The 16,867-nt window shown below is 69.5% G+C and carries 17 protein-coding genes; 6 read left to right on the top strand and 11 right to left on the bottom strand.

Annotated features, from left to right (window positions below; genetic code table 11):
• Positions 1–5: 5 nt before the first annotated feature.
• Genes QRN16_RS01460 through QRN16_RS01445 form a run of 4 tightly spaced genes read right to left on the bottom strand, consistent with a single transcriptional unit; the run spans position 6 to position 5,267 of the window.
• Positions 6–1,604: an acyl-CoA carboxylase subunit beta gene (locus QRN16_RS01460; protein WP_285184378.1), complete on the bottom strand. Its 1,599-nt coding sequence runs from the start codon at positions 1,602–1,604 to the stop codon at positions 6–8.
• Positions 1,601–2,749: an acyl-CoA dehydrogenase family protein gene (locus QRN16_RS01455; protein ID WP_027504606.1), complete on the bottom strand. Its 1,149-nt coding sequence runs from the start codon at positions 2,747–2,749 to the stop codon at positions 1,601–1,603. Before QRN16_RS01455 ends, QRN16_RS01460 begins: the two co-directional genes overlap by 4 nt.
• On the bottom strand, positions 2,746–4,449 hold the full coding sequence (locus QRN16_RS01450; RefSeq protein WP_285184678.1) for an acyclic terpene utilization AtuA family protein: 1,704 nt from the start codon (positions 4,447–4,449) through the stop codon (positions 2,746–2,748). Before QRN16_RS01450 ends, QRN16_RS01455 begins: the two co-directional genes overlap by 4 nt.
• A 5-nt stretch (positions 4,450–4,454) precedes the next feature.
• On the bottom strand, positions 4,455–5,267 hold the full coding sequence (locus QRN16_RS01445) for a TIGR03084 family metal-binding protein (RefSeq protein ID WP_285184377.1): 813 nt from the start codon (positions 5,265–5,267) through the stop codon (positions 4,455–4,457).
• 245 nt (positions 5,268–5,512) lie between these two features.
• Between QRN16_RS01445 and QRN16_RS01440 the strand changes: the two genes are divergently transcribed.
• Positions 5,513–6,256, top strand: coding sequence for a giguanylate cyclase (locus QRN16_RS01440; protein WP_222645500.1), 744 nt, complete (start codon positions 5,513–5,515; stop codon positions 6,254–6,256).
• Between the two features lie 92 nt (positions 6,257–6,348).
• Here the strand turns inward: QRN16_RS01440 and QRN16_RS01435 are convergent, their stop codons facing one another.
• From QRN16_RS01435 to QRN16_RS01420, 4 genes are all read right to left on the bottom strand, one after another.
• On the bottom strand, positions 6,349–7,344 hold the full coding sequence (locus QRN16_RS01435; RefSeq protein ID WP_285184376.1) for an aldo/keto reductase: 996 nt from the start codon (positions 7,342–7,344) through the stop codon (positions 6,349–6,351).
• Positions 7,345–7,352: 8 nt separating this feature from the next.
• On the bottom strand, positions 7,353–7,736 hold the full coding sequence (locus QRN16_RS01430) for a MerR family transcriptional regulator (protein ID WP_037184717.1): 384 nt from the start codon (positions 7,734–7,736) through the stop codon (positions 7,353–7,355).
• A gap of 16 nt (positions 7,737–7,752) precedes the next feature.
• Positions 7,753–8,712 (bottom strand): lysophospholipid acyltransferase family protein, encoded by a 960-nt coding sequence (locus QRN16_RS01425; protein WP_285184375.1) that lies wholly within the window; start codon positions 8,710–8,712, stop codon positions 7,753–7,755.
• Between the two features lie 111 nt (positions 8,713–8,823).
• Positions 8,824–9,852 carry a LacI family DNA-binding transcriptional regulator gene (locus tag QRN16_RS01420; RefSeq protein ID WP_285184374.1) on the bottom strand — a complete coding sequence of 343 codons (1,029 nt, stop codon included), beginning with the start codon at positions 9,850–9,852 and terminating at the stop codon, positions 8,824–8,826.
• Positions 9,853–9,901: 49 nt separating this feature from the next.
• Here QRN16_RS01420 and QRN16_RS01415 point away from each other — a divergent pair, with 49 nt between their 5' ends.
• Positions 9,902–11,119: an MFS transporter gene (locus QRN16_RS01415; protein ID WP_285184373.1), complete on the top strand. Its 1,218-nt coding sequence runs from the start codon at positions 9,902–9,904 to the stop codon at positions 11,117–11,119.
• On the opposite strand, the gene QRN16_RS01410 is transcribed toward QRN16_RS01415, so the two are convergent.
• Positions 11,067–12,359: an MFS transporter gene (locus tag QRN16_RS01410; protein ID WP_285184372.1), complete on the bottom strand. Its 1,293-nt coding sequence runs from the start codon at positions 12,357–12,359 to the stop codon at positions 11,067–11,069. The two genes, QRN16_RS01415 and QRN16_RS01410, sit on opposite strands and share 53 nt — an antisense overlap.
• A 32-nt stretch (positions 12,360–12,391) precedes the next feature.
• Between QRN16_RS01410 and aroQ the strand changes: the two genes are divergently transcribed.
• Together aroQ and QRN16_RS01400 are read left to right on the top strand one after the other, a co-directional pair.
• On the top strand, positions 12,392–12,886 hold the full coding sequence (gene aroQ / locus QRN16_RS01405; RefSeq protein WP_285184371.1) for a type II 3-dehydroquinate dehydratase: 495 nt from the start codon (positions 12,392–12,394) through the stop codon (positions 12,884–12,886).
• 14 nt (positions 12,887–12,900) lie between these two features.
• Positions 12,901–13,725 carry an acyl-[acyl-carrier-protein] thioesterase gene (locus tag QRN16_RS01400; RefSeq protein ID WP_502943969.1) on the top strand — a complete coding sequence of 275 codons (825 nt, stop codon included), beginning with the start codon at positions 12,901–12,903 and terminating at the stop codon, positions 13,723–13,725.
• Positions 13,726–13,785: 60 nt separating this feature from the next.
• Here the strand turns inward: QRN16_RS01400 and QRN16_RS01395 are convergent, their stop codons facing one another.
• Entirely contained in the window at positions 13,786–14,304 is a 519-nt protein-coding gene (locus tag QRN16_RS01395) for a PadR family transcriptional regulator (protein ID WP_156380457.1), read from the bottom strand.
• A gap of 130 nt (positions 14,305–14,434) precedes the next feature.
• Between QRN16_RS01395 and QRN16_RS01390 the strand changes: the two genes are divergently transcribed.
• Positions 14,435–14,863 carry a DUF1707 SHOCT-like domain-containing protein gene (locus QRN16_RS01390; protein WP_056441748.1) on the top strand — a complete coding sequence of 143 codons (429 nt, stop codon included), beginning with the start codon at positions 14,435–14,437 and terminating at the stop codon, positions 14,861–14,863.
• Here QRN16_RS01390 and QRN16_RS01385 read toward each other — a convergent pair.
• Positions 14,805–16,148, bottom strand: coding sequence for a cytochrome P450 (locus QRN16_RS01385; protein ID WP_222631775.1), 1,344 nt, complete (start codon positions 16,146–16,148; stop codon positions 14,805–14,807). The two genes, QRN16_RS01390 and QRN16_RS01385, sit on opposite strands and share 59 nt — an antisense overlap.
• A gap of 89 nt (positions 16,149–16,237) precedes the next feature.
• On the opposite strand from QRN16_RS01385, the gene QRN16_RS01380 reads away from it, so the two are divergent.
• Positions 16,238–16,867, top strand: coding sequence for a TetR/AcrR family transcriptional regulator (locus QRN16_RS01380; protein ID WP_027504593.1), 630 nt, complete (start codon positions 16,238–16,240; stop codon positions 16,865–16,867).

Genomic DNA, 16,867 nt, shown 5'->3' with positions numbered 1-16,867 from the left:
GACGGTCACATCCGGAAGACACCGAAGTTGGCGGTGCCCTCGATCGGGGCGGAGGCGATGGCCGACAGGCACATCCCCACCACCGTGCGGGTGTCTCGGGGGTCGATCACGCCGTCGTCGTACAGGCGTCCGGACAGGAACATGGGAACCGACTCGGCCTCGATCTGCTGCTCGATCATCGCGCGCAGACCCGCGTCGGCCTCCTCGTCGAACGCCTGTCCGCGGGCCTCGGCGGAGGCGCGGGAGACGATCGAGATGACACCTGCGAGTTGGGCACCGCCCATGACCGCGGACTTGGCGCTGGGCCAGGCGAAGAGGAAGCGCGGGTCGAAGGCGCGACCGCACATGCCGTAGTGCCCGGCGCCGTACGACGCACCGAGCAGCACCGAGATGTGCGGGACGGTGGAGTTCGAGACGGCGTTGATCATCATCGACCCGTGCTTGATCATCCCGCCCTCCTCGTACTCCTTGCCCACCATGTAGCCGGTGGTGTTGTGCAGGAACAGCAGTGGCGTGTTCGAACGGTTCGCCAGTTGGATGAACTGCGTCGCCTTCTGCGACTCCTCACTGAAGAGGACGCCGCGGGCGTTGGCGAGGATGCCGACCGGATACCCGTGCAGTTCCGCCCATCCGGTGACCAGAGACGAGCCGTAGAGCGGCTTGAACTCGTCGAAGTCGCTGTCGTCGACGATGCGCGCGATGACGTCGCGGGGGTCGAACGGGATCTTGAGGTCGGCCGGCACGATACCGAGCAGTTCCTCCGCGTCGTACCGGGGCGGGAGCACCTCGGTGCGCGGCGCAGGACCCGTCTTGTGCCAGTTGAGCCGCTTCACGATGCCGCGGCCGATGCGGATGGCGTCCTTCTCGTCCGCGGCGAGATGGTCTGCGAGACCGGAGGTCCGGGCGTGCATGCGGGCGCCGCCGAGCGATTCGTCGTCGGTCTCCTCGCCGGTGGCCATCTTGACCAGCGGCGGACCGGCCAGGAACACCTTCGAGCGTTCCTCGATCATGACGACGTGATCGGACATGCCGGGAATGTAGGCGCCGCCGGCGGTGGAGTTGCCGAACACGAGGGCGATGGTGGGGATGCCGGCCGCGGAGAGGCGCGTCAGATCACGGAAGATGCGGCCACCCGGGATGAACACCTCCTTCTGCGTGGGGAGGTCGGCACCGCCGGACTCGACCAGTGAGATGACCGGCAGCCGGTTCTGCATCGCGATGTCGTTCGCTCGCAGCGTCTTCCGCAGGGTCCACGGATTGCTCGTGCCGCCCCGCACGGTGGGGTCGTTGGCGACGATCAGGCACTCGACGCCGCTGACGACACCGATGCCGACGACCACGCTGGCGCCGACCGGGAAGTCCGTGCCCCAGGCCGCGAGCGGGCACAGCTCGAGGAACGGCGAGTCCGGGTCGACGAGCATCTCGATGCGCTCGCGCGGGGTCATCTTGCCGCGGCCGCGGTGCCGTGCGACGTACTTCTCGCCCCCGCCGCCCAGTGCCTTGGCGTGTTCGGTCTCCACCTCGGCGAGCTTCGCGATCATGGTGTCGGCGGCCGAGACGTACGCGTCACCGGAGCTGTCGAGTCGGGAGGTCAGAGTCGTCATGCGGTGTACCCCAGTCGCTTCGCGGCCAGCGAGGTGAGGATCTCGGTGGTGCCGCCGCCGATGCCGATGATGCGCATGTCGCGGTACTGACGCTCGACCTCGCTCTCGGCCATGTAGCCGAGTCCACCGAACAGCTGTACCGCCTGCGAGGCGACCCATTCGCCGGCCTCGACCGCGGTGTTCTTCGCGAAGCACACCTCGGCGATGCAGTCGTCGCCGTCCTCGACGTGGCGATCGATCAGTGCGTGCGTGTACGTGCGCGCCACGTCGATCTTGCGGTGCATCTCGCTGAGCGTGTTCTGCACCGCCTGACGGGCGATGAGCGGCTTGCCGAACGTCGAGCGGTCCCGCGTCCACGCCACCGTCAGATCGAGGCACCGCTGCGCCGAGGAGTAGGCCTGCGCGGCCAGCGCAGCGCGTTCGGAGACGAAGGCCTGCGCGATCTGGGCGAACCCGGAGTTCTCCGGGCCCACCAGGTTCTCCACGGGCACGCGCACGTCGGTGTACGACAGTTCGGCGGTGTCGGAGGCCCGCCATCCCATCTTGTCGAGCTTGCGGGACACCTCGAATCCCGGTGTGCCGCGCTCGACGACGAGCAGCGAGACGCCGGCCGCGCCGTCTCCCCCGGTGCGGACGGCGGTGACCACGAAGTCGGCCCGGCACCCCGAGGTGATGTAGGTCTTCGCGCCGTTGACGACGAAGTGGTCCCCGTCGCGCACCGCTCGGGTGCGCAGGTGTCCCACGTCGGATCCGCCGCCGGGCTCGGTGATGGCCAGCGACCCGATCAGCTCGCCGTCGAGCGTGGGCCGGACCCACTTCTCGAGGTGGTCGGGGTTGCCCGCAGCGACCATGTGCGGCAACGCGATCCCACAGGTGAACAAGGACGCGAACAGGCCGCCGGACGCACCCGCCTCGTGCATCTCCTCGCAGATGACCGTGGCGTCGACCAGCGAGCCGCCGCCACCGCCGACCGCCTCGGGGAACGGCGCCCCGAGCAGACCGATCTCGGCTGCCGCGCGGTGCAGGCTGCGGGGAATCTCGCCGTCACGCTCCCACTCGGTGAGGTGCGGCAGCACCTCCCGGTCCACGAACCCCCGGACCGTCTTACGGAGTTGCGCTCGGTCGGGGCCACCCCAGGTGCTCATGCGAGTCCACTTTCTGCGAGTACTGATTCGGGTATCGGGACGTGCCGCGATCGCAGCCACTCCCCCAGGCCCTTGGCCTGGGGATCGAAGCGAGCGCCGGATGCGACGCCCTCTCCGAGAATCCCGTCGACGACGATGTTCACGGCCCGCAGGTGCGGGAACTCGTACCGGTGCACGCGCAGGCCCGCCGTCTCCGGGAGCAGCGTCGTCACCATCTCGGTGGTGAGAGTCGACCGGAGCCAGGCCCACGCGGCGTCGCCGCGCACCCAGACCCCGACGTTGGCGCTGCCGCCCTTGTCACCGCTGCGCGCCGCCGCCACCGTGCCGAGCGGCAGCGTGCGTGTGGGTTCGGCCGGCGGGCGGCCTGCGGGCGCGTCGGACGGGTCCGCCTCGACAGCCCTGGTGACGGTGGGCGGTGCGATGTCGACGCGCGTGCCGTCCGCGAGAACCGCCACGTGCCGCGGCACCGCCTGATCGACGAACCCGGCCTCGAAGACGCCGTACGGCGACCCCTGACCCGGAGGCGTCGTCACACAGAAACCGGGGTAGCTCGCCAGCGCGAGTTCCACTGCGGCAGCGCTGAACACGCGACCCACACGCTGCGGATCAGCGTCGCGGACGACGACACGGAGCACCGCACTCGCGGCCTCCTCGGTGTCGGCGTCAGGGTGGTCGGTGCGCGCCAGCGTCCAGTCGACGTCGCGCGGCGGCGGCGTCAGCGCCTCGGTCATCTGGGTGCGCACCAGGTCGGCCTTGGCCTCGATGTCGAGCCCGGTGAGCACGAAGGTCATCTCGTTGCGGAACCCGCCGAGCGTGTTCCGGGAGACCTTGAGGGTGGGCGGCGGCGCCTCGCCGCGAGTCCCCGTGGCCAGCACGCGGTCGCGTCCGACCTGCGAGACCCGCACCGTGTCGAGCCGCGCGGTGACGTCCGGGCCGAGGTAGCGCGGGCCGGTGATCTCGTACATCAACTGCGCCGTCACCGTTCCGACCGTCACGGCGCCGCCGGTGTTCTCGTGCTTGGTGATCACCGACGACCCGTCCGACCGGATCTCCGCGATGGGGAACCCTGGTCGACGCAGATCCTCGATCTCACCGAAGAAGGAGTAGTTCCCGCCGGTCGCCTGGGTTCCGCATTCGATGATGTGGCCGGCGACGACGGCGCCCGCGAGTTCGTCGAGGTGATCGTGGGTCCACCCGAACCGGGAGATCGCCGGGGCCACCACCACCGACGCATCCGTGACGCGTCCGGTGACCACGACCTGCGCACCGGCGTCCAGGCACGCCGCGACACCGAAGGCGCCGAGATAGGCATTGGCGGTCAGCGGGGAGCCGAGGCCCAGTTCCTCGGCGCGGTCGTGCAGATCGTCTCCCTCCACGTGGGCGACCGAGACGGTCAGACCGAGACGGTCGGCGAGGGAACGGATCTCGTGCGCCAGTCGTGCGGGCGCCAACCCACCGGCATTGCTGACCAGGGTGACGCCCTTGTCGAGCGCAGTGCCCAGGCACTCCTCGAGCTGCCGCAGATACGTCTTGGCGTAGCCGCGCGTCGGATCCTTCATCCGGTCGCGTCCGAGAATGAGCATCGTCAGCTCGGCCAGGTAGTCGCCCGTGAGGACGTCGAGATCACCGCCGTCGAGCATCTCGCGCATGGCCGACGCGCGGTCACCGTAGAAGCCGGAGCAGTTCCCGACCCTGATCATCTCCGTCACGGCGCCACCCGCACGTCCCGGCCACCACCGGGGGACCCCGCGAACGCCTGCGCGAGACCCAGCCACATCGCCGCGTCGTCGCCGACGGCCACGAGGTCGGTGTCGTCACGGTGCACGCGCTGCGTGACGAGCAGGCAGAAGTCCGGAGCGGAACCCGTGACACTCTGCTCCGCGTCCTCCGGCCCCCACGACCACTCACTCCCGTCGGGAGCGGTGAGCACGACGCGGAACGGTGCCGACGGCGGCGTCAGGCCGCGGATCGCGTAGGCGAAGTCGCGGGTGCGTACGCCGATGTGCGCGACGTGACGCAGCCGCGCGGTGGGTTCCCGGACCACGCCGAGGGCGTCCGCGACGTCCTGACCGTGTGCCCAGGTCTCCATGATGCGCGCGGTGGCCATCGACATCGCGCTCATCGGCGGGCCGAACCAGCGGATCTTCACGCCGTCGGGCACGTGTGTCAGGACGTCGAGCAGTTGAACTCGGCCGAGCCGCCATCGCGACAACAGGGTGCTGACCTGCTCTCCGGCGAGTGCGTCGGCAGCAGAGTCCACGAACGAGTCCGGACTGCCCATCGCGTCGGCGATCACCGCGTCGAATGCCGCTTCGGCGTCCTCGTCACCGGAGGCGCCGGCCGTCGTCAGCGCGGCGACGTGGTCGGTCCAGTGCAGGTGAGCGATCTGATGCGCCACCGTCCAACCGGCCGCCGGGGTGTCCGTGCGCCACGCGGCGTCGTCGGCATCGGCGACCAGCGCGTCCAGCGCGTCGCCCTCCGCACGCAGGTCCTGCAGCATCACCTCGAGAGCAGCCATGCCTGGAACGGTCGCACCCACGGGCCAAAAAAGCAAGCATGCTTGCTTGTTCTTGGACGTTGTGACGAACTCCAAAACAATCCGTGGCACCATCCATCCGCAGCGCAGGTCCGAAAGCCTGGTTTACGGTGAATCCCACAGGCGGTTGGACGCTTTACCGCACGACACCCATCACGACGCTCGCGACACGCCGGGCGGGACGAGGCCGCCCGCGAATGCGGGCACCGAAGGGAACGGGACCCGACATGGTCAGTGCACGAGACGGACGACCGGGGCAGGCCTACAGCGCGCCGGGCGCCTTCACCACGGCCTTCAGTCCGGGCGTCGGACCCCGAGCCGAGTACCCGGTGCCGGAACCGGTGCGGCACGACGAGACCGGGTACGACGAACCCCGGTACGACGACGACGACGAGCCGATCGGCGAACTCGAGGCTCGCTACGAGTGGATCGTCGGCCTCATGTCGTCGTTCACCGATCAGCGCGTCGTGCGGTGGATCATCGCCTTCTTCACCGCGTCGATGGGCGTGTGCGCCACCCTCGAGATCCTGTACGGCTTCGGCGGCACCACCACGTTCACGGTGGGCGTGCAGATCGGCTGCGCGGCCTTCGCGTTCGCCGCCGCTCTCTGGTGGACGGTGACCTCGTGGCCGCGGCTGCACACCGCCTTCGCCTTCGTCGTTCTGTCCAACCTGGGCATCCTCGCCGCGAACCTCAGCGCCGACATGCCGCCCGCCTACGCCGTCGGGAAGACCACCTTCTTCGTGGTGCTCGGCCTGTTCGCCGGTGTCTTCCTCGATCGCTGGATGCTGGCCACTCACATCGCGATCGCCGGTGTCGCCGTCACGTCCATCATCGGCTACAACATGCTGTTCGAGGACGTTCCCCCGCTGGGCGCGCTGGTCGTGTGGGCACCGGTCATGTCACTGGTCATCGCCGTTCCCGCACTGCTCTACACGTTCGTGCGAGCGGTGCGGCTCGACCAGTCCTGAGCCACTCTCCGCGAGTACGTCCGTGCTGTCGTGATCGCGAGTGAAATCACGACACTGTCGACGTACTCGCGGTGGGGGGGTGGCCTCGGGGCTCACTCGTCGATGCTGGACATGTCTCCGTAGCGTGCTCCGGCCACGGCCGACGCGGGCACCGCTGCCTCGAGTTCGTCGAGGACCTCCTGCGTCACCGCGACGTCCGCCGCTGCCACGTTCTCCTCGAGGTAGCGCACGCGCTTGGTTCCGGGGATCGGCGCGACGTCCTCGCCCTGCGCCAGCACCCACGCCAGAGCCAGCTGACCGGGCGTGCATCCCAGCCGGTCCGCGATCTCACGGATGCGCGCCACGAGCGCCAGGTTCGCCTCGAGCGCCTCGCCCTGGAACCGCGGGAAGTACGCGGTGCGGCGCGAGTCCTTCTCCGCCAACTCCGACTCGTGCGCGATGGCGCCGGTCAACAGCCCGCGACCGAGCGGCGAATACGGGACCAACCCGATGCCGAGCTCACGGAGCGTCGGGAGCACGACCTCCTCGAGATCCCTCGTGAACAGGGAGTACTCGGTCTGCACGGCCGTGATCGGGTGCACCGCGTGCGCCCGACGGATGGTCGCGGCCGACGCCTCGGACATCCCGAGATGGCGCACCTTGCCCGCCTGCACCAGCTCCGCCATCGCGCCGACCGTGTCCTCGATGGGGACCGACTTGTCGACGCGGTGCTGGTAGTACAGGTCGATGTGGTCGACACCGAGCCGCGACAACGACGCGTCGCAGGCCGCGCGAACGTACTCGGGGGTGCCGTTGATGCCGAGACGGGTGCCGTCGGCGAGTCGCTCGTTGCCGAACTTGGTGGCGAGCACCACCTGGTCCCGACGGCCGGCGATGGCCACGCCGACCAGCTCCTCGTTGACGAACGGGCCGTACATGTCGGCCGTGTCGAGGAAGGTCACACCGAGTTCGAGAGCGCGGTGGATGGTGGCGATGCCGGAGGCGCGGTCGGTGTCGCCGTAGAACTCGGACATACCCATGCAGCCGAGGCCGAGGGCGGAGACGGTGAGAGGGGACTGCGTACCGAGAGTGCGTGAGGTGAGCGTCATGCCCCCACTCAACGTGCTGGAGTGCGCTCCAGGTCAAGCCTGTCGACGTAGAGCTCGATCTTGTGGTCGATCGCGCGCAGATGGCCGGTCACCTCGGCGAGCTGCGCCAGCACCCGTTCCCGATGTGCGCGGAGGGCGTCGAGCCGCTGCTGCTCCGTCCCCTCGCCCTGACGCACCAGGTCGGCGTAGTGCCGCACCTCCGCGATCGACATCCCGGTGGCGCGCAGTCGGGTGATGAGGACGATCCACGTGATGTCGTCGTCGCTGTAGCGGCGTTGTCCGGTGGACGACCGCGGCACCGCGCGCAGGAGCAACCCGTCACGCTCGTAGTACCGCAGCGTGTCGATGGTCAGCCCGGTCTGCTCGGACGCCTCCGCGATGCTGTGACTCACCCCGTCAGCTTAGGCATCAGCGGAAGAGCGGGAACTTCCTCTTGGTGGCGAGCGCGTCCATGCCGGACTGGATGGAGCGCCGCACCTCCTCGTACTTGGCCTCCACGTACTCCTCGTCGTCCACGCGGGCGAGATCGTGATCCACCTCGACGGGCGGCATGAAGCGGGTCCGGATCTTGGCGGGCAGCGGGATCTGCGGAAGTGCGGCCGGCGCGATGATCCACGGCAGCGACACGGCGATGGGGAACACCTTGAGTCGCGCGATCTTGTCCAGCCCCAACATCTTCGAGAGCTTGTCACCGCGGACCAGCACGGGCATGGCGTCGGCACCGCCGACGGTGGCGATCGGCACGATCGGCACCCCGCAGCGGATGGCGAGCTTGATGAAGCCGGTGCGCCCGCCGAGGGTGGCGACGTCACGTTCGCTCCACGGTCGCAGCGAGTCGACCTCACCTCCGGGCCACACGATGACGTCGCGCCCCTCGGCCAGTGCCGTGGACATCGAGTCTGGAGCAGCGGGCAGGACACCCATCGACCGGAACACCGTGCCGATGAGGGGGAAGGCCATCAGCGCGTCGTGTGCGGTGCCGTGCAACGTGCGTGACGGGCCGAACCGTCGCCACCACTGCGCCCCCACCGTCCAGGCGTCCCACACGAACGGTGCACCCGAATGCACGCCGACCAGCAGCACCGGTGGCGGCGGGATGGTCTCCCACCCGTCGATCTCCATGCGGAAGTACTTGTCGACGAGCGGGTTCCAGAACTTCTCCTGGCGCCGCATGCTGTCGACGTCCTGGTCCGTGAGGTCCCAGTCGCCGGCTCGCGAGGCGACCAGGCCACCGAGTCCACCGGACGCGTTCTCGCGCTTGTCCTTCATCTTCAGCCGGGCAGCGGCGGCGACCCGCTCGGCCTGGTCCTGCAGCTCGGGATCGCGATGGTCGGCAGGGGAAATGTCTGTGTGATCGGCGCCACTCATGAGGCCGAACCTACTGCACGGTCAGATGCGCCGTACCCCGGTTGCACACAGGCCGTGACGAATCAGCACATCCACCCCCGGGGCGGTGGTTCGTGTGCAGCCTCGCTCGCCTCACCTCGTCGAGGTCCGCCGCACGACGTGCCACTCCGGTGTCGCGACGGGCTCACCCGCGAGCACGGCCCGCGCAGCGCTGCGCCCCTGCTCGTACAGCGACTGGGCCACCGTCGTCAGCCCTGCGCCCGCCGCTTCCTCGGTGTCGTCCCACCCGACCATCGCCAGGTCGCCCGGCACCTGCAGGCCGCGGTCCCGCACCACCGACAATGCCCCGAGCGCCATCTCGTCACTCATCGCCAGCACCGTGTCCGGCAGCGCGTCCAGGTGATCCTGCATCGCGCGCATCCCCTCCGAGCGGAAGCTGCCGGTGCCGAACGCGACGGGCACCGCGGACCAGTCGAGCCCCAGCGCCTCGGCAGCCGCGCGGTAGCCCCGCAGACGGTTCCTCGTCACCGGGAAGTCGATCGTCTCCGGATCCGGTCCGTGCACGAGGCGCCGCTCCCGATGCTCGTCGGCAGGAAAAGCGAGCACCAGCGGTCGCGCGGCACCCGCGAGGGCGATCAGGGCGACCGCCTCGGCCGCGGCGGCGTCGTCGATGCTGACCAACGTCGTGCCGTCGTGCTCCGGACCGCCCTGCACGCACACGGGTCGCCCAGTGGCGACGGCCGCATCGAGCAGTGGGTCCCCGGTGACCGTGGTCCAGAAGACGTACCCGTCCACGGCGGCGTCGCGCACCCGGTCGACGTCGCGGGCGACGCGCGTGTTCGGCAGGATCACCAGGCCCGTGTCGGTGTCGAGGCACGCATCGGCCACCCCTGACAGAAACCGGCGGGCCTGCGGGTCGTCGAACGCGTACGTCAGCTTCTCCGTCAGAAGCACGGCGAGGTTGTTGCTGCGGCCGCTGCGCAGCGACTGCGCGCCCCGGTGCGGGCCGGTGTAGCCGAGTCGCTCGGCGGCGTCGAACACCTTCGCCCGCGTCTCGTCCGAGACCCGCTCCGGCCGCCCGTACGCGTAGGACACGCTCATGACCGAGACGCCGGCCGCCGCCGCGACGTCGGCCATGGTGACGCGTGTGTGCGAGGTCATCGATCGCCACTCTATCGCCCACCCGCGTCCGTGTGTATCGTTACACAGCATGTCCACGGCACCTCCGCGCGCGAACACGCCCGCTCTGCTCGTCCTCGGCGCGACCGCGTTCATCTACGTCACGGCGGAGACGCTGCCGGTGGGACTGCTCCCCGAGATGTCCGCCGACCTCGGTGTCGGCGAATCGGCCATCGGGCTGCTGCTGACCTTCTACGCGTACGCGGTCGCCGTGATCACGTTGCCGCTGATGGCAGCGGTGAAGTCGTGGGACCGTCGCAAGGTCGTCGTCATCACCGCCGGCGCACTCGCGGTGTCGCAACTCGTGTCGGCGGTGTCCGTCGGCTATCCGATGCTGGTCGGAGCACGACTGATCTGCGCGGCCACCCACGGTGTGTTCTGGGCCGTGGTGGCTCCGGTCGCGGCGTCACTCGCCGCACCGGGCAAGCGCGCGAAGGCGATAGCGCTCGTCTACGCCGGGACGTCGTTGGCACTCGTCGCGGGCAATCCGCTGACCGCCGCCCTCGGACAGTGGACGCACTGGCGCGTCGCCGCCGCGACGCTCGGCGTCGTCGCGCTGGCCATCACCGTCGCCCTGACCCGGTTGCTGCCCGCTCTCCCGGTCGAGGCTCCGGTGGCCACCGCGGCCACGTCGCGCCCCGGCATCAGCCGGGTGCTCGTCCTGCTGTGCGGCATCACGTTCCTCGCCGCGCTGGGCCACTTCGCCGGCTACACGTACTTCGCGCTCGTGGTCGGCGAGGGCATCGGCACATCGGGGAGCGTGCTCTCGACCATGCTGTTCGTCTACGGACTCGCCGGCGTCGCCGGCATCTGGCTCATCGGTCGCACGTACGACCGCGGTCCGTGGCGCTCGACGATCGTCGTCCTCACCGCCATCACCACGGCGCTCGCGGCGCTGGTCCTGGCGCTGTCCACCGGATCCGGCGTGCTGGCGATCGTCGCCATCGCTCTGTGGGGCATGGCCTTCACCACCATCCCGGTGTGCATCCAGTCCGCCGTCCTGCACTCGGCACCGGCCGGGGCCGCGGCGGACCGCGCGTCGGCGATCTACGTCGTGACCTTCCAGGTGGCCATCGCGACGGGTGCCCTGGTGGGCGGCGGCATCGTCGACACCCTGTCGGTGACGGCGGTGCTGGTCTTCGCGGCCGTCACCATGCTGCTGGCACTGCTCGGGGTCCTCGCCGGGCGGTCGGCCTTCACGGCTCCGACGGCTCCCGTGCCGGTCGCTGCGACCGCATCCGCTCCCTGACCTCACGCCAGGTCCGGGGCGAGATCCCCGCGTCGCGACGGGTCTTGCGGCGGGCCACCAGCACACCCGTCGCCGCCACGGCCCAGACCGCGTACTGCGTGAGCCATGCGACGCGGAACGCCTCGAAGGTGTAGCCGCCCATCGCGTTCAGAATGGCGCCCATGGCCTGCATCACCAGCAGCGACGCGAGGAATCCGCCGATGTTCACCATGCCCTGGGCGGTGCCGAGCGCGACCGACGGGTTGAACGTGCGCGCGTAGTCGAAGCCGATGGCCGACCCCGGGCCACCGACCGAGATGACGATCACCAGGACGAACAGCAACCACGTCGGCGCGGGTCCCGGAAGAGCGAGCACCACCGCCCACATGAGGGCGTTGCCGGCCATGATCGCCAGCACCATCCACGACCGACGCATGGGATAACGCCCCGTCAGGATGCCGACGACGATGCCCGACACGATGGCCGACACCACCGACGTGGTGAGCAGCGCGCCCACCACTGCGGACGACACGCCCTGCGCCGAACTGAGGTAGGGCACTCCCCACATCAGCGCGAACACGGTGATGGAGAACTGCGTCCCCATGTGGGAGAAGAAGCCGAGCCGGGTACCGGGCCGTGACCAGACGACGGAGATGTTGCGCACCGTCTCGCGGAACGTCACCCGCGGCGCGCTGCCGGGTCCGGGATCGGGCGAGTTCGAGACGGCGAGGAACGCCGCCAGCGCGACCACCACCCCGCTGGCTGCGGCCGCGCCGTAGGCGACGGACCACCCCCCGCCGTGCAGCAGCGTCAGGAACGGCACCGCGGACAGCACCTGCCCGACCTGCCCGAAGATGCCCGTCAGCTGCGAGACCAGCGGAACCCGGCGGGGCGCGAACCACTTCGGCACCAGCCGCAGCACCGAGATGAACGTCAGCGCATCACCGACACCCACGACGGCACGGGCCGCCACCGCCACCGGCAGCGAGTCGGTGAACGCCAGGATCATCTGCCCCGACGCCATGACCAGCGCTCCCGTGACGATCATCGCGCGCGGACCCACCCTGTCGAGCAGCACTCCCGCGGGGATCTGCATGGCCGCGTAGACGACGACCTGCAGGACGACGAACGACGACAGCACCGACGGACTCGCGGCGTACCGATCCGCCGCGTCGAGCCCCGACACACCGAACGACGTGCGATGCAGGACGCCGACGATGTAGGCGAGGACACCTGTTCCCCAGACGATCCACGCGCGCATGCTGCTCAGTCTCCCGGGTAGAGTCCGCACCCATGACCCACGGTCACGCCCACCACGACACGCTGCCTGACGACGGCCGGCCTCCGGCCTCCCCGCTGCCCATCCTGGTGCTCAACGGTCCGAACCTGAACATGCTCGGAACCCGCCAACCCGAGGTCTACGGCACCGAGACGCTCGACGACGTGGTCGCGCTGTGCCGCGAGACCGCGGAACGCCACGGACGCACGATTCGTGCCGAGCAGTCCAACCACGAGGGCACGTTGATCGACTGGATTCACGAGGCGCGCGGGACGGCGTCGGGAATCGTCATCAACCCGGGCGGTCTGACCCACACGTCGGTCGTTCTGCGCGATGCTCTGGTCGTGCCCGAGATCCCCGTCGTCGAGATCCACATCTCGAACGTGCACGCCCGCGAGGAGTTCCGACACCACAGCTTCGTCTCGGGGATCGCCGTGTCGGTGATCGCCGGGTGCGGCGTCCGCGGGTACCGCTACGCCGTCGACGAGATCTGCGCCCGCACGTCCTGACCATCACGTCGGAAATGAGCACCATGGACCTCTCCCCCGTCACCAGCCACGAACTCGCACCACAGCCGCCGACGGGCGAGGGGTTCGAGACCGCGTGGCCCATCCGCGCCGGCGACGTCGACACCGCGAACCGGCTGCGCTACGACTCCGTCGCCCGGTACCTGCAGGACATCGGGTCGGACAACCTCGACGCCTCCGGACTCGGGGAGACGGATCCGTTCTGGATCGTGCGCCGCACGATCATGGACATCGACCGACCGTCGGTCTGGCCCGAGCGGATCACGTTGCGGCGCTGGTGTTCCGGTCTGTCGACGCGATGGTCGAACATGCGCGTCGACATCACCGGCGACAAGGGCGCGCACATCCGCACCGAGGGATTCTGGATCAGCATCTCGTCGACGACGGGCATGCCGACGCGCATCTCCGACGAGGGGCTCGCGCTGCTCACCCGCACGGCGGGCGAGACCAGACTCAAGTGGAAGCAGTGGCTCCGCGATCCGGCCCCGGAGTCCTCACTGACAGATCTCGCGTTCCCGCTGCGCATCACCGACGTCGACGCGTTCAACCACGTGAACAACGCCGCCTACTGGCAGGCCGTCGAGGAGGTGCTCGCCCGCGCGGAGTCCGGCGAGATCACCGGCGGACCGCACCGCGCGGTCATCGAGTACCTCTCGCCGATCATGGCGCCGGACCACGTCACGCTCCGCTGGCGTCGGCACGACGTGGACGGTGCACCGGCGGTGACGGTGTGGTTCATGGTGGACGACACGGTGCGCACGATCGCGTGCGTGGTGGCGCGCGCCGGCGCGAGTGGCGTTTCTGCTCCTCTCGCCGACTGAATCGGCGGGATCCCGCTCGCGGGCGGCGCGAGGAGAGCAGAAACCCCGGAGGCCGGTCGCCTACTGCCAGGGCAGGCCGTCGAGCCAGCTCAGCACCATCGTCTCGTAGGCGATGCCGAAATCGAGGGTGGCCGCGGCGTAGGGATCGTCGAGCGCGGCGTCCTTCTGCTCGCGATACCGGCGCAGGTTCTCCTCGTGCGTGCTCCGGTGCGCCGCCACCGCCTCGCTCAGCACGGACGCCGGCACGTGCTCGCCGAAGGAGATCATCAGCAGCAGCGGATGACGAATGACCTCCGGCTCGGGGAGCACCGAGATCCAGGCGGCGAACTCGGCTCGCCCCGCGTCGGTGATGCGGTACGGCTTGCGATCACGCGCCTGCGTCTCGAGTTCCTCCACCAGTCCGGCGCGGGCGAGGCCGGAGAGTTCGCGGTAGACCTGGGACCGCGTGACCGTCCAGAAGCCGCCGATGCAGACCTGCGCCGTGGCAACGAGGTCCCATCCGGACATGGGCCCGTTGTGCAGGAATCCCAGCAGAGAGGCCGCCGTCGCGTTGACGGTGGTGCCACGAGTGTCGGCCATGGCGTCATCGTCCCACACCTTGACAGTCCACAGTGGACGGTGCAGTCTGAGATCGGACATTCCACAGTGGACTGTCGACCCCCGATCTCGACCACCCCGATCTCGACCACCCCGACGAATCGAGCGTTCGATGACCGCACCGCAGACACACGAGCAGGCACTCGCACTCCTCACCGCCGCGGTGGGAGACGGGCGCCTGACCCTGGACGAGTTCGACACCCGCTCCGCGGCCGTGGTCTCGGCTCGCTCCGATGCAGACCTGGCCGCCGTCACCGCCGATCTGCATCCAGCGCCGTCCACACCCGGACATCCGACGACCGTGCCCGCGGCCGCGTGGCTGCGGTGGGCGTCGGTGGTCGCGCTGTGCAGCGTGATCTACGTGATCACCTGCGTCGCCTCGGGATCGATGCTGTACCCCTGGCCCGTCTGGGTGGCCGGGCCGTGGGGCATGGTGCTGCTCGTACACAGCATCGCCGCGGCGACACAGGGCCTCGGCACCGTCAGCTGCGGCGCTGCAGCCGCACGGGCTGCCCGTCCTTGGGATACGGCAAGGAGGTGAAGTCGATCGGTGTCGCACGATCGGCCGGCACCGACCACGTGTGGTGGCGCAGGAGGTGGTGCAGCACCATCGTGATCTCGATGGCCGAGAAGAACTGACCCAGGCACGTGTGGACCCCGCCGCCGAACGGTTGCCACGCGAACTTGTGCGGCAGCGCGCGACCGTCGAAGCGGGTGGGGTCGAAGACCTCGGGATCTGACCAGTAGGTGGGATCGTGATGCGTGTAATGCGGCGTGGCCACCACCATCACGTCGGCAGGCACGTGATGGCCGCGGATCACCGTGTCCCGCACCGTCCATCGCGCCATGGTGGGCAGCGGAGCGAGCATGCGCAGCGATTCCTTCATCACCGCGTCGAGTGCCGTCAGACCCGCCCGCGCCTCGGGTGCGGAGACATCGGGGCCCGCAGCCAGCGACTGCCGGCGACATTCCTCCTGCCACTGCGGGTGTCGGCCGAGCTGATCGACCATCGTGGAGATGGTGATGGTCGACGTGTCGTGCGCTGCCATCAGCAGGAAGATCATGTGGTCGATGATCGCGTCGTCGGAGAAGCGCTCGCCGTCGTCGTCCTCGAGGTGGGCGAGCACCGAGAACAGATCTCGGCCGTCGCCGCGCCGCCGATCCGGAAGATAGTCCCGCAGGAAGTCTTCGAGGAAGCGTCGACCCTTCAGACCCCGGCGCCACCGACCACCGGGCACGTCGAGCCGGACGATGGACGTCGCCGCCTGAACACAGTCGACGAAGGCCTTGTTGACGGCGTCCAGCCGGGTGTCACCGTCGCGCACCCCGCCCATGAACACCTCGGTCGCGAGGCCGAGCGTCAACGACTTCACGGCGGGATAGATCTCGAAGTGCTCCGACGAGTCCCACTCCTGCACGGTGCGGGCAATCAGCGGTTCCATCGCCGCGGCGTAGGACGCGAGACGGTCCTTGGTGAACGCCTGCTGCAGCAGCCGCCGGTGGTGGCGGTGCTCGCCGAGGTCCATGAGCATGAGCCCGTTGTCGAAGAACGGCCCGATGAGCGGCCGCCAGCCGAGTGCGTTGCTGAACGCCTTGTCCCGGTTGGTCAGGATCTCCTCGCACCCGTCGGCGCCGAGCACCAGCACCACGCGCCGGCCCGCCATCGTGTGCCACGAGACCTGCCCGTAGCGCCGCTCCTGCTGCCGCCACAGGGCGAGGGGGTCCCGGATGTACTGCATCGAACGGCCGACGTAGGGGATGCCCGCGCTGCCCATGACGGGACGGAGATCGGAGCCGAGCGGTGGGGCGGCGAGCGCGTGAGCCATGGGGCCTCCTGAGTATCTGACAGGGCGTCCTGTCAGATGTAGTGTGCGTCACAGGAGAGGCGCTCGTCAAGACCTGCGAGACTGACGGCATGGCGGAACCCGCGAGCAGGACCTACGGCGGAGTGGACGCGGCGGACCGCGCCGTCCGCCGCCGGGCCGCACTGATCGAGGCGGGCCTGGACCTCATGTCCTCGGTGGGCACCGACAAGACCACGATGACCGCGGTCTGCGCGGCCGCCGGGCTCACCGAGCGGTATTTCTACGAGAGCTTCCGCACCAAGTCGGACCTGCTGCTCGCCGTGCTCGACAGCGTTGCCGACGAGGTGAGAAGCGCTGCGATCCATGCCGTCTCGTCCACGGACGGAGACGTCGCCGACCGCGTGCGGGCCGCTCTGAGCGCCGTGGTGTCGATCATGCTGTCCGACCCCCGCAAGGGCCGGATCGCGTTCGTCGAGTCGATGGCGTCACCGACCCTGCGAGCTCGACGTCAGGCGACCATCGACGCCGTCGCGGACGTGGTCGTCGAACGCTCGCACGAACTCTGGGCCGACCGCGCACTCCCGCCGCCGCAGGACCGGCTCATGGCGCTGATGTTCATCGGCGCCTGCTCCGAACTCGTCTCCGCCCGGTTGCAGGACCACATCGGTGCGACCCCCGACGAGATCGTCGATGCTGCGACGCAACTGTTCCTCACCGGAATGCTGCGCCCGACGAGCTGA

Source organism: Rhodococcus sp. MEB041, assembly GCF_030208955.1.
GTDB lineage: Bacteria > Actinomycetota > Actinomycetes > Mycobacteriales > Mycobacteriaceae > Rhodococcoides.
Note: the sequence above shows the minus strand (reverse complement) of the source record. Positions and strands in the feature narration are given on the sequence as shown.